This is a genomic window from Streptomyces sp. NPDC058157, from assembly GCF_042884105.1.
Lineage (GTDB): Bacteria > Actinomycetota > Actinomycetes > Streptomycetales > Streptomycetaceae > Streptomyces.
Genome location: NZ_JBHVUQ010000095.1, coordinates 1 through 13177, shown reverse-complemented (window position 1 = coordinate 13177; position 13177 = coordinate 1). Strand labels below are relative to the sequence as shown.

Annotated in this window: 7 protein-coding genes and 1 pseudogene; 1 reads left to right on the top strand and 7 read right to left on the bottom strand. The window is 73.8% G+C overall.

Annotated features, from left to right (window positions below; genetic code table 11):
- Positions 1–61: 61 nt before the first annotated feature.
- The 7 genes and pseudogenes from ACFVXK_RS22810 to ACFVXK_RS22780 form a co-directional block, all read right to left on the bottom strand.
- Positions 62–826: pseudogene (locus tag ACFVXK_RS22810) on the bottom strand (zinc ribbon domain-containing protein); the annotation flags it as partial.
- A gap of 461 nt (positions 827–1287) precedes the next feature.
- A complete protein-coding gene (locus tag ACFVXK_RS22805) occupies positions 1288–1896 on the bottom strand; it encodes an IS607 family transposase (protein ID WP_389614416.1) in 609 nt (202 codons plus the stop codon).
- Between the two features lie 443 nt (positions 1897–2339).
- Positions 2340–3503 (bottom strand): acyl-CoA dehydrogenase family protein, encoded by a 1164-nt coding sequence (locus ACFVXK_RS22800; RefSeq protein WP_389614414.1) that lies wholly within the window; start codon positions 3501–3503, stop codon positions 2340–2342.
- A complete protein-coding gene (locus ACFVXK_RS22795; protein WP_389614412.1) occupies positions 3500–5407 on the bottom strand; it encodes a biotin carboxylase N-terminal domain-containing protein in 1908 nt (635 codons plus the stop codon). The genes ACFVXK_RS22800 and ACFVXK_RS22795 overlap by 4 nt, the downstream gene beginning before the upstream one ends.
- Positions 5408–5415: 8 nt before the next feature.
- Positions 5416–7014, bottom strand: coding sequence for an acyl-CoA carboxylase subunit beta (locus tag ACFVXK_RS22790; protein ID WP_389614410.1), 1599 nt, complete (start codon positions 7012–7014; stop codon positions 5416–5418).
- Positions 7011–8966: an acyclic terpene utilization AtuA family protein gene (locus ACFVXK_RS22785; RefSeq protein WP_389614443.1), complete on the bottom strand. Its 1956-nt coding sequence runs from the start codon at positions 8964–8966 to the stop codon at positions 7011–7013. The genes ACFVXK_RS22790 and ACFVXK_RS22785 overlap by 4 nt, the downstream gene beginning before the upstream one ends.
- Positions 8967–9037: 71 nt before the next feature.
- Positions 9038–9838, bottom strand: a complete 801-nt coding sequence (locus ACFVXK_RS22780) for a TIGR03084 family metal-binding protein (protein ID WP_389614408.1) — start codon at positions 9836–9838, stop codon at positions 9038–9040.
- 347 nt (positions 9839–10185) lie between these two features.
- Here ACFVXK_RS22780 and ACFVXK_RS22775 point away from each other — a divergent pair, with 347 nt between their 5' ends.
- A complete protein-coding gene (locus tag ACFVXK_RS22775; protein WP_389614406.1) occupies positions 10186–11841 on the top strand; it encodes a CocE/NonD family hydrolase in 1656 nt (551 codons plus the stop codon).
- The last annotated feature ends 1336 nt before the right edge of the window (positions 11842–13177 follow it).

Genomic DNA, 13177 nt, shown 5'->3' with positions numbered 1-13177 from the left:
CTTTCACCCGGGTGTAGGGGGTGTAGAGGGTGATGGCGGGGTCACCGTCTCGTTCCAGGACGTTGATCGCAGCCGCATGGTCTGCTTGCCACAGCTCCCCGCACCGGGTGCAGTGAAGCCGGTCCCCCGCGCGTCTGCCGATGATCCGGCAGCAGGGGACGACTTGTGAGCTGTAGGCCGCGTTGACCAGCGTCAGCGCAGAACCTCTGCGCTCCGCCACGCTGTTGAGCGCCTCAGCCGTGATGCCCTTGGTCCAGGCGGCGAGACGGCGGTTGGTGCTCTTTCCCAGCTTCTTGCGTGAGGTGAAAGGCCGGGTGAGGTCTTCGGCCACCACATGGGCGGCCTTGTCGATGACGGCGTGGACGGCAGTGAAGGTGGCCGTGCGCACGCGGAACTCGAAACGGGCGCGGCGCCGGTTCCGCTTGGCCAGGCCTAGGTTGTTGCGCTCGATGCGGTCGGCCTTCGCCAGGTCTCCGGCCCTGCGGGCCTTGTCGGCGACGGACCGGATCTTCGCCCGGCGGGCGTTCTTGGTCTTGAGATGGTCGGACTCGCAGCGCAGCAGGGTGCCGAGCTGCTCGCCGTAGTGGATGCCGTCGGAATCGGTGAGGACTTCGGTGTAGCCCTTGTCCACGCCGATCGTCGCGGTTCCGCAGGGGCGGGTGGCGCGGAGGTCGGGTGCGTCGACGGCATAGTGCACTTCAACACGACCAGCGCGCAGGATCAGGCGCAGGGTTCCGGTCGGGGCGTGGACGGTGTTGAGCGGGATGGCGATCTTCTGGCGGCGTGCCAGGCCCGGGATGTCGATCCACACGTTGCCGTCGACCATCGTCCACACGTTGTACTGGTCGGAGCGGACCACAATCTGGTTCGCCGTCCGGCTTTTCCCATGTTTGACGTGCTGACGCATCTTCCGGGCCAGGAAGGCGTCGTCGTGCCAGCGGCCGTACTTGAGATCGGTGTACGCCTTCTTGCGCCGGGCTTCGTCGCGGTAGTGGCGGTGGACGGCCTTGCGGACCATTGCCTTGCCCGCCTCGCGGTGTGCGGTGATGTCGGCGACCGCGTCCCGCACGGTCTCCTTCCATGCGTTGGCGAGCACGCCGAAGGTGTCGGCGGTGCCGTCGGCCATCCAGGCGTCGCGGATCGTGCGGTCCTTGACACGGTCACGCAGCGGGGAGCCGCAGCGGGCCCACACCAGGGCTCGTACCCGTCCGAGCCTGCGGGCCTGCTCTTCGAGCTGCGCGTACTTCCCGGCGTTGAGGCTCTTGGAGTAGGCGATGCGGGTGACCTTCACCGGCGCCCAGCGGTCAGCTCGTCCTGCAACGTCTTCTCGTAGCGCCGCAGACCGTGCAGGCGCTCGGAGAAGGTGTGCACGATCGCGAGCAGGTCCTCCACCAGTTCCTGCTGAGGGGAGAGCGATTCGGCATTCGCGATGACGATCTCGCAGCCGTGCCGCTCGGCGATGTGCTCGACCAGGTCGAACCCGAAGCGGGCAAGCCGGTCCTTGTGCGCGATCACCAGCCGGGCAACCTCGCCCTGCTCGATCCGGTCCATCAGCGCGAGGAACTTCTTGCGGCGTAGATCCATGCCGCCGCCGATTTCGCTGAGCCACTCGTCCACCGGGATACCGGCCCCCAGACAGAACGTCTCCATCGCAGCGACCTGCGAAACGAGGTCGTCCTTCTGGCCGGGCGAGGACACACGGCAGTACACCACCGTGACACGGCCGCCAGTGGCGGCGATGCCGAGAGCAGCCCGGACGTCGTCCTCGGTGAAGTACCGCTGCCCCGACGGGGCGCGCTTCGCCGTGATACGCCCCTCGCTCTCCCAACGCCGGACGGTCGACGCAGACCGACCGATCCGTCGGGCGAACTCGGAGATCCGGTATATGTTGCTCATATGGCGAAGAGTAGGTAGGTCTGAGTAGCAAATCAACCACCGACCGTCTGCTCCTTCGGGGGCGTACGGATAGGGCCTTGCCTCCCCGGCCGGGCCCCTTCGGGGAGGGTACGCGGCCCGACGGCCCCGACTGGGCGGGGCGCTTGGCCAGGTAGCGGCCCGGGCTGCGCCGGGGGCGCGGCCCCGGCCGGTGATCGCCTGCTGGACGGGGGCGGGTCCGTGACCAGCGCTCTGGCCGGGCACTACCCCGGTCGGGGGACTCCCCCAGCAGGGCGTTCACTCTGCCGGGCGGGCTGGGGGTGCGTGCCCGGGGCGGAGCCCCCGGGACACGGTCCGCAGGAGCCCCCAAGGGGCCGCGGCGAGCCCCGGGGGAATGACGGAAGGGCGGGTAGGGGACCAGGCCCACGCAGTGGGACCGGCGCAGCCCCCCAGCCGGGGGGCGGTCAGTAGGACTTGGGGAGGCGTAGGGTCTGGTGGGAGACGAAGTTCAGGATCATCTCGCGGCTGACCGGCGCGATCCGGGCGACCCGGGCCGCCGTGATCAGGGACGCCAACCCGTACTCCCGGGTCAGCCCGTTCCCCCCGAGCGTGTGCACCGCCTGGTCCACCGCCTGCACGCACGCCTCCCCCGCCGCGTACTTCGCCATGTTCGCCGCCTCACCGGCTCCCATGTCGTCCCCCGCGTCATACAGCCGGGCGGCCTTCTGCATCATCAGGCGGGCCAGTTCGAGCTCGATGTGCGCCGCCGCCAGCGGATGCGCCACGGCCTGGTGGGCGCCGATCGGTTCCTGCCACACCTGGCGGGTGCGGGCGTAGTCCACCGCCCGACCGAGCGCGTAGCGGCCCATCCCGATGGCGAAGGCCGCCGTCATGATGCGCTCGGGGTTGAGCCCGGCGAACAGCTGGAGCAGGCCCGCGTCCTCGTCGCCGACCAGCGCCTCGGCGGGGAGGCGGACCTCGTCCAGGACCAGTTCGAACTGCTTCTCCGCCGCCTGTAGTTCCATGTCGATCACCGAGCGGGTGAAGCCGGGGGTGTCGCGGTCCACGATGAACAGGCAGGGCTTCAGCCGACCCGTGCGGGCGTCCTCGGTGCGGCCGACGATCAGGGTGGCGTCGGCGATGTCCACGCCGGAGATGAAGACCTTGCGTCCCGTGAGGACCCAGCCGTCGCCGTCGCGCCGGGCGGTGGTGGTGATGCGGTGGGAGTTGGAGCCCGCGTCGGGTTCGGTGATGCCGAAGGCCATCGTGCGGCTGCCGTCCGCGAGGCCGGGGAGCCAGGCCCGCTTCTGGGCCTCGGTGCCGAAGCGGGCGATCACGGTGCCGCAGATGGCCGGGGAGACCACCATCATCAGCAGGGGGCAGCCGGCCGCGCCCAGTTCCTCCAGGACGATGGAGAGTTCGGCGATCCCGCCGCCCCCGCCCCCGTACTCCTCGGGCAGGTTGACCCCGAGGTAGCCGAGCTTGGCGGCGTCGGCCCACAGTTCGTCGGGGTGGCCGCCCTCGCGGGCGAGGCGGGCGAGGTAGTCGCGGCCGTAGCGCTGCCCGAGGGCGGCGACGGCGGCGCGCAGGGCCTGGTGTTCTTCGGTTTCGGTGGCGGCGGGGCTCATGACGGCGTTTCCTCCTGGACTACGGCGAGCAGGGCGCCGAACTCGACCTGTTGGCCGGTGGCGGCGTGGAGCGCGGTGAGCGTGCCGGAGGCGGGGGCGAGGATGCGGTGCTCCATCTTCATGGCCTCCAGCCAGAGCAGTGGCTGCCCGGCGGTGACGGCGGAGCCGGGGGCGAGGCCCTCGGCGACGCGGACGACGGTGCCGGGCATGGGGGCGAGCAGGGAGCCCGGTTCGGTGCGGTCCTGGGGATCGGGGAACCGGGGTGCGCGGGTGAGGGTGTGGGAGCCGAGGGTGGAGTCCACGTAGACGGTGTTCGATTTGTGTTTCACGTGGAACGTGCGGCGTACGCCGTCGACTTCGAGGGTGACGAGGGTGGGGGTGGCGGCCAGGACGCGCACGCCGGGGTGGTCGACGGGCTGGTACTGGACCTCGTGCTCGGCGCCGGAGACGGTGTAGCGGCGGGTCTGCGGTTGGGAGCGGAGGTTGCGCCAGCCGCCGAGGCGGGCGGCGAGCGGGGCGCCGGGGGCCGGGGCCGCTTCGGCGAGGGCGGCGGCCAGGCAGGCGAGGGCGAGGTCGGGGGCGCCGTCCGTGAGGGTGTCGAGGTGGCGGTCGTAGAACCCGGTGTCGAGGCGGGCGGCGGCGAACTCCGGGTGGCGCAGGGAGCGTACGAGGAGCTCGCGGTTGGTGGCCGGGCCGTGGATCCGGGCCCGGGCGAGGGCGTCGGCGAGGACGCGGACGGCTTCGGCGCGGGTGGGGGCGTGCGCGATGACCTTGGCGAGCATCGCGTCGTAGTGGACGGAGACGCTGTCGCCGTCGGTGAACCCGGTGTCGACGCGGACGTGGCCGGGGAGGGAGAGGGTGTGCAGGACGCCGGTCTGCGGGCGCCAGCCGTGGGCGGGGTCCTCCGCGTAGAGGCGGGCCTCGACGGCGTGGCCGGAGGGCTCGGGCGGGGTCGGCGGGAGGGGCTCGCCTTCGGCGACGCGTAGCTGGAGGGCGACGAGGTCGAGGCCGAAGACGGCTTCGGTGACGGGGTGTTCCACCTGGAGGCGGGTGTTCATCTCCAGGAACCACGGGCGGCCGTCGGAGCCGACGAGGAACTCGACCGTGCCCGCGCCCCGGTAGGACACCGCCCTGGCGGCGGCGACGGCGGCCTCGTGGAGGCGGGTCCGGAGGTCCTCGGGGAGGGCGGGGGCCGGGGCCTCCTCGATGACCTTCTGGTGGCGGCGCTGGAGGGAGCAGTCGCGGGTGCCCAGGGCCCAGACGGTGCCGTGGGCGTCGGCGAGGACCTGCACCTCCACGTGCCGGCCGCGCTCCACGTACGGCTCGGCGAAGACCTCCCCGTCGCCGAACGCGGACAGGGCCTCGGCGGCGGCCGCGTCGAGGGATTCCTTGAGGGAGTCCAGGTCCCGTACGAGGCGCATCCCTCGGCCGCCGCCGCCCGCGGCGGCCTTCAGCAGCAGGGGCAGGTCCGCGGCGGTGGCCGTGGCCGGGTCGACGGGCTCCAGCAACGGCACCCCGGCGGCCCGCATGAGGTCCTTGGCCCGGGTCTTGGAGGCCATGGCCTCGATGGCGGCGGGCGGCGGGCCGATCCAGGCCAGGCCGGCGGCCTCGACCCGGCGGGCGAAGTCGGCGTTCTCGGAGAGGAAGCCGTACCCGGGGTGCACGGCGTCGGCGCCGGCCGCGCGGGCGGCCTCGATCAGCAGGTCGGCGCGCAGGTAGGTGTCGGCGGGGGCGGCCCCCGGCAGCCGGACGGCGGTGTCGGCGGAGCGCACGTGCAGGGCGTCGGCGTCGGGGTCGGAGTGGACGGCGACCGTGGCCAGGCCCAGGGCGCGGGCCGTGCGGAAGATCCGTACGGCGATCTCGCCCCGGTTGGCGACGAGGAGGGAGGTGATCGGGTTCGTCATGGGCGGGCTCACATCCGGAAGACGCCGAAGCCGCCACGGGCGCCCTCGACGGGGGCGTTGTGGACGGCCGACAGGCACAGGCCGAGGACGGTACGGGTGTCGCGCGGGTCGATGACTCCGTCGTCGTAGAGCCGCCCGGACAGGAACAGGGGCAGGGACTCGGACTCGATCTGCGCCTCCACGAAGGCCCGCATCCCGGCGTCGGCCTCCTCGTCGTAAGGCTGTCCCTTGGCGGCGGCGGACTGCCGGGCGACGATCGAGAGCACTCCGGCGAGCTGCTGGGGGCCCATGACGGCGGACTTGGCGCTGGGCCAGGCGAAGAGGAACCGGGGCTCGTAGGCGCGGCCGCACATGCCGTAGTGGCCGGCGCCGTAGCTGGCCCCGATGAGGACGGACAGGTGCGGGACGCGCGAGTTGGACACGGCGTTGATCATCATCGAGCCGTGTTTGACGATGCCGCCCTGCTCGTACTCCTTGCCGACCATGTAGCCGGTGGTGTTGTGGAGGAACAGGAGCGGGATGTCGCGCTGGTTGGCGAGCTGGATGAACTGGGCGGCCTTCTGCGACTCGGCGCTGAACAGCACGCCCTGCGCGTTGGCGAGGATGCCGACCGGGTAGCCGTGCAGGGTGGCCCAGCCGGTGACGAGGCTGGGGCCGTAGAGGGGCTTGAACTCGTCGAAGTCGGAGGCGTCGACGATGCGGGCGATGACCTCGCGGGGGTCGAAGGGGGTCTTCAGGTCCGGCGGGACGATCCCGAGGAGTTCCTCCGCGTCGTACAGCGGCTCCTCGGCGCACGGCGGTTCGGCGTGGGGCTTGCGGTGGTTGAGCCGGGCCACGATGCGGCGGGCCTGGCGGATGGCGTCGTACTCGTCGAGGGCGTAGTGGTCGGCGAGGCCGGAGACGCGGGCGTGCATGTCGGCGCCGCCGAGGGACTCGTCGTCGCTCTCCTCGCCGGTGGCCATCTTCACGAGGGGAGGGCCGCCGAGGAACACCTTGGAACGGTCCTTGATCATGACGGTGTGGTCGGACATCCCGGGGATGTACGCACCACCGGCGGTGGAGTTGCCGAAGACGACGGCGACGGTGGGGATGCCGGCGGCGGAGAGCCGGGTGAGGTCGCGGAAGATCGCCCCGCCGGGGATGAAGATCTCCTTCTGGGAGGGCAGGTCGGCGCCTCCGGACTCCACGAGGCTGATGCAGGGCAGCCGGTTGCGCAGGGCGATCTCGTTGGCCCGCAGGGCCTTCCTCAGGGTCCAGGGGTTGCTGGCACCGCCGCGCACGGTGGGGTCGTTGGCCGTGATCAGGCACTCGACGCCCTCTACGGTGCCGATGCCGGTGACCATCGAGGCGCCGACGGGGTGGTCGCTGCCCCAGGCGGCGAGCGGGGACAGCTCCAGGAACGGGGTGTCGGGGTCGAGGAGCAGCTCGACGCGCTCGCGGGGCAGCAGCTTGCCGCGGTCCCGGTGCCGGGCGGTGTACTTCTCCCCGCCGCCCGCGAGCGCCTTGGCGTGCTCGGCGTCCAGCGCACCGAGCCGCTCCAGGGCGGCGGAACGGGCCTCGGCGTACTCGGGGGCGAGGGGGTCGACGGTGGTACCGAGACGGGTCATGGGCGGGTCCCCTCCGGGGTGGGTGGCAGGAGGCGGGTCGGGATGTCGACGTGGCGGGCGCGGAGCCATTCGCCGAGGGCCTTGGCCTGCGGGTCGAACCGGTGGCCGGAGGCGACCCCGTCGCCGAGGATCCCGGCGACGGTGAAGTTCAGGGCCCGGAGGTTCGGCAGCTCGTGGCGGCTGACGACGAGGGGCTCGGTCTCGGGGAGCAGGGCCTTGAGGCGCCCGACGGTGAGGGTGCCCCGCAGCCACTCCCACGCCGCGTCGCTCTCCACCCAGACCCCGACGTTGGCGTCACCCCCCTTGTCCCCGGACCGCGCCCCGACCAGCAGCCCGAGGGGGGCGCGGGTGGTGGGACCGGGGGTTGGGGCGGGGAAATCCGGGCCCCCGGCCCCGACCCGCGGCCGGGACCGGGTCGGGACGGCGGTGGCCGGACCACCGGCGACGGCCCCGGCGCCCTCGGCGGCGGGGCGGCCCGCGGTGTCCGGCACGGGCGGCGGCTCCGGGGCGGGTGTGCCGGACTCGGGCGCCGGGCCGCCCGGATCCACGCCGGCGTCACCCATCGGGCCGGCGGCGCCGGGCCGGCCGGCCCGGCCGGCCGGGTCCGGGGCGACGTCGGGGCAGGCCCGGGCGGACGGGTCCGGCGGTTCCGGGGCGGCTTCACCCGGCGCGGGGCCCCGCGCGGAGTCCGCGGAGTCGGCGTCGGATGGGCGGGGGGACTCCGGGCGCCCGCCGCCCACCCGTAGCCGGGTGCCGTCCGGGAGGACCGCCGTGTGCGGGACGGAGGCCGCCGGGACCAGGGCCGAGGTGAACACCCCGTACGGCTGCGCCGGCCCCGGCGGGGCCGTGACGTGGAAGCCCGGGTAGCTCGCCAGGGCCAGTTCGACCGCCGCGCCCGTCAGCTCCCGCCCCACCCGGTCCGGTGACGGGTCGCGCACCACCAGGCGCAGCAGCGCACTCGCCGCCTCCTGCGTGTCCGCGTCCGCGTGGTCGGTGCGGGCCAGGGTCCACGACACCCCCGCCACCCCCGCCAGCGCGTCCGCCATCTGCTCGCGCACCAGCTCCGCCTTGGCCTCCACGTCCAGGCCCGTCAGGACGAAGACCACCTCGTTGCGCCAGCCCCCGACCCGGGTGACCCCCACCTTCAGGGTGTCCGGCGGCGGCTCCCCCACCGTCCCGCTGATCCGGACCCGGTCCTCGCCGTCCGGGGTCAGGCGCACCGTGTCCAACCGGGCCGTGACGTCCGGGCCCAGGTACCGGGCGCCCTGGGTCTCGTACAGCAGCTGCGCGGTGACCGTGCCCGGGGAGACGAGCCCGCCCGTACCGGGGTGCTTGGTGACGACCGCCGAGCCGTCCTCGTGGACCTCCGCGAGCGGGAAGCCGGGGCGGCGCACGTCGTGGGCGGTGAAGAAGGCGTAGTTGCCGCCGGTGGCCTGCGTGCCGCACTCCAGGACGTGCCCGGCGACCACCGCCCCCGCCAGCCGGTCGTACTCCCCGGGCCCCCAGTCGAACCACCACGCGGCCGGCCCGCTCACCAGCGCCGCGTCCGTGACCCGGCCGGTGACCACCACGTCCGCGCCCGCCCGCAGGCAGGCCGTGATCCCGGCGCCGCCGAGGTAGGCGTTGGCGGTCAACGCCCCCTCCCCTGCCCCCGTGCCCCCGTGTGCCATCAGGTCGTCGCCCTCGACGTGCGCGACGCGTACGGGCACCCCCACCTGGTCCGCCAGCGCGCGCACCGCGTCCGCCAGCCCGGCCGGGTTCAGCCCGCCCGCGTTGGTGACGATCCGCACGCCCCGCTCGTGCGCGAGCCCGAGCCCCTCCTCCAGCTGCCGCAGGAAGGTCTTGGCGTACCCGAGGTCCGGGTTCTTCAGCCGGTCGCGGCCGAGGATCAGCATGGTCAGCTCGGCGAGGTAGTCGCCCGTCAGGACGTCCAGCGGGCCGCCGGTCAGCATCTCGCGCACCGCGCCGAACCGGTCGCCGTAGAAGCCCGAGGCGTTGCCGATGCGCAGCGGGCGCCGGGCGGTCACCGCGTCCCCCGGGGCGCACGGCCCGGACCGGCCGGGCCGGCGAAGGCCTGGGCGATGTCCAGCCAGCGGTCGGCGTCGGGGCCGGTGGCGGTGAGGGCCAGGTCGGCCCGGTGGGCGCGCTGGGTGACCAGCAGGCAGAAGTCCAGCGCCGGGCCCGTGACCCGCTGCCCGGCGTCCTCGGGCCCGAACGCCCACACCCCGCCCCCGCCGGGAGGGGTCAGCTCCACCCGGAACTCCCCCTCCGGCACCGCCAGTCCGCGCACGGCGTACGCGTAGTCCCGCGCCCGCACCCCGATCCGCGCGACGTGCCGCAGCCGGGCGGTCGGGGTCCGGCGCACGCCGAGCGCGTCGGCGACGTCCTGGCCGTGCGCCCAGGTCTCCATCAGCCGGGCGCTCGCCATGGAGGCGGCCTTCATCGGGGGCCCGTACCAGGGGAAACGGGCGTCGGGGGAGGCGGCGGCCAAGGCCAGGTCCAGCGCCTCCCGCCCGGCCCGCCACCGCGCCAGCAGCTCGGCGGGCGCCAGCCGGGCGCCCTCCTCGGCCCCTTCGTCCACGAAGGAGTCCGGCGCCTTGAGGGCCACCTCCACCTCCCGCGCGAACCCTTCGGCGTCGGTGAGCGCGAGCAGCGCGGCCCGGTCGGTCCAGTGCAGGTGCGCGATCTGATGGGCGACGCCCCACCCCTCGGCGGGCGTCGGCCGCGCCCACTCGGACTCTGCCAACCCCCTTACGAGGGAGTCGAGTTCACGGCCCTCCTCGCGGAGATCGGCGAAGACGGCGACGACGGACGGCTCGGGCACGACGTGCTCCCCTCTCGGCGTGAGGGGAAGCCTGGCAGCAGCCCGAGAAACAATCAAGCATGCTTGCATGATTTTCCTCCACACCCGTCCGGTTCCCGCCACGCGCCAACCAGCCTCCGGCACGCGGCACTTGACCCCACCAGCCCCATCCCCGAGGCACGCGCCTCCGGCCCCTCCCACCCGCACGCGCGATTCCGGCCGTACGCCCGCACGCCCCCGAGCACGCCCCGCGCACCACGCCGATACTGGGTGCTCCCGCTCACGCCGCCGGAGCAGGAGCAGCGCACCGCCCCCCACGTCCGAACACGTCCCTGCCACGCGACGACGAGACGACGAGGATGACCGACGTGCCCCCAGCTGCCCCTTCCCCCTCCCCCTCCTCCCCGTTCCCCTCCGCCTCCCCCTCCCTCTACCCCGACCTCGACGCCACCGCCCTCACCGCCTTCGCCGCCGCCCTCGAAAGCGGCGAGTGCGCCGGCCTGCCCCCCGCACGCGCCGCCGAGGTCGAGGCCGTACGGGCCGTCGCCGTCTTCAGCCGGGGCAAGGTCACCGGCGCCGACGGGGACCTCCTCGACGCCGCGCTCTGGCGGCACACCGGCCCCGGACCCCGCCCGGCGGTCGTCATGCCCGCCCCCTGGACCGACCTCGGCTGGCTCGCCTACGCCGTCCAGGCCGCCCGGTTCGCGGCGGGCGGCTACGACGTCCTCGCCTACAGCCCGCGCGGATTCGCCGCCTCCGAAGGCCACGCCGACTTCGCCGGACCGCTCGACGTCACCGACGGCCGCCACGCCCTGGACCACCTGCTGGAGCGCGCCGCCGGACCCGTCACCCGGATCGGCTTCCTCGGCGTCTCCTACGGCGCCGGCATCGCCCAGCTCGTCGCCGCGCACGACGCCCGGGTGGACGCGGTGGCGGCGCTCAGCGGCTGGGGCGACCTCGGCGAGGTGCTCCGGGAGAACTCCACCCGCCGCACCGCCGCCGCCCACGCCCTGCTCACGTCCGCCCCACGGGCGAGGCTGAGCCGGCCGACCGAGCGCGCCCTGGAGAACGTCCTCGCGGGCCGGGACCTCCACGAGACCCTGGCGTGGGCGGAGCGGCGCTCACCGTTCACGCACCTCAAGGAGCTGGGACGGCGCCAGGTGGCCGTCTTCTGCGCCCACGCCTGGCACGAGACCCTCTTCCCGGCCGGGCAGGTGCTGCGCACGTTCCAGGAGCTCAGCGGACCGAAGCGGATCGACCTGTCCATCGGCGACCACTGCGGCCCCGAACTGACCGGCCTGCCGGGACTGCCGAACCGGATCTGGACGGACGCCCGGCGCTGGTTCGACCACCACCTCGCCGGGGACGACAACGGCATCGACGGGGAGGGCGAGGTCCTCTCCGAGGTGATGTGGAGCCGGGCCCTCGAACCCTCCCCCACCTGGCCCGTCCCCACCCGCCACATCCGCCGCCTGCACCTCACCGGCACCGGCGAACTGGCCGACCGCCCCGACCCCGGCTGGGCGGCGGGCGTGCTGTGCGGGGTCGGGGCCCCGGTGGCCGTCGCCGAGGCCGCCGCCCGCGCCGGGCACGCCGAACTGGCGGGCCGCCCGAGGCCCTACCCGGCCGCCGCCGGCATGGACCGCACGGCGGCCGCCGTCTGGACCGCCGCCCCGGCCACGACGACCACCCGCCTGCGCGGCACCCCGCGCCTGCGCGTCACCTACCGGGCCGCGAACTCCGGCTCCACCTTCGTCGCGTACCTCCTCGACCTCGCGCCCGACGGCTCGGCCCGCCTGATCAGCCACGCCCCGTTCAGCGACCTCGACGCCCCGCCGGACAGCCTGGTCAGCGCGGACATCGACCTCCAGCCCACCGCGTACGACCTCCCGCCGGGCCACCGCGCCATGCTGGCCCTGACCCCCCAGGACCCCCTCTACGCGGACGCCAACCTCCCCCGCGCCACCCTGTCCTTCACCTCCCCGGAGCCGACGCCGTCGTACGTGGAGCTACCGGTGGGGTGAGGATTGGTCTTTACGTCGGCACGGGGGGCGGGGTTCTCGCCCCCGCGAGGCGCCGGGGGCGGGCCGGTGACTGCCCACCCGCCGCGCGGGGTCACCGGACGGGGCGGTGGCGGCACAGTGCGGCGGGCCCTGCGCCGGTACCTCACGACGACCGGGCCAGAAAGGCCCGCCGACACCGGGGATGGCCGGAACCTCGGCGAGCGGTCTCAGGGAGGGCTGGGGGCTTCCCGCCAGTCTCATCGTCCTTCCGCGTCGGGCCGCCCTGTCAAGGGCGCTCCTTCGTCGCGTCGCTTCGCGATCGCCTGCGGCGACCCTTGACAGACCGTCCCGCCACGGAAAAACGAAGACTGCCGGGAAACCCCCAAAGGAACGGGACGGAGGATGAATGGACATACGGCCGGATCAGCGATGAGCCGGGCAGGCCGGGGGCCGGCAGACATCCCGTCCGGGCCGACATCGGCCCTGATCGGAGCCGCCCCCACGCCCCAGATCGCTACGCGCTCCTCATTTCTCGGCGTCTACCGTCCGTCTGGGGTCGCTGCAGTAGCCGAAGGACGACGGATTCGTCATCCGGGCCGGTGGCGCATCAAATCGCTACGCGCTCCTGCCTCCTCGGCGTCTGCCGCCCGTCTGGGGTTGCTGCTGTAGCCGGATGCCGACGGAAAGACCGTGAGGCGACCTCAGGCGCGTCGGATCGCTACGCGCTCCTGAATGTCCGGCGTCCGACGGCCGTCTTGGGCCGGGATGCCCTGCCGATTGGCATGTGGCTCGCCTACCAGCCCAAGGCGGCGGCCGGACGCTGAGACGGGAGGAGCGCGTAGCGATCTGGGGCGCACGGCGGCCCGGATGCTGCTCTGTTCGTCATTTGGTGCAGGTACCAGCCCCAGACGGCAGATCGCCGCCGAGACCTGGGCAGCGCGTAGCGATCTGACGCGCCCGCCGGTCCCGGATGCCAATCCCACCGCCCTTTGGTGCCGGTATCAGCCCCAGACGGCCGCCGGACGCCGAAAGGCGAGGAGCGCGTAGCGATCTGGCGCGCCCCCCGGCCCCGATGACGATCCCGCCGTCCCTGGGCTACTGCAGCGACCCCAGACGGGCGGCGGACGCCGAGATGAGAGAAGCGCGTAGCGATCTGACGCGTGGGGGCGGCCCGGAGGGCACTCGTACCGGCCCGGATGGATGTCTGCCGACCCCCGACCAGCCCGCCTGGTCCCTGAGACCGCTACATGTCCATCTCCGGACCGTCCCGTTCCTTTGGGGGTTTCCCGGCAGTCCTTGTCTTTCCGGGGCGGGTCGGTCTGTCAAGGGTGGCCGAAGGCCATCGCGAAGCGACGCG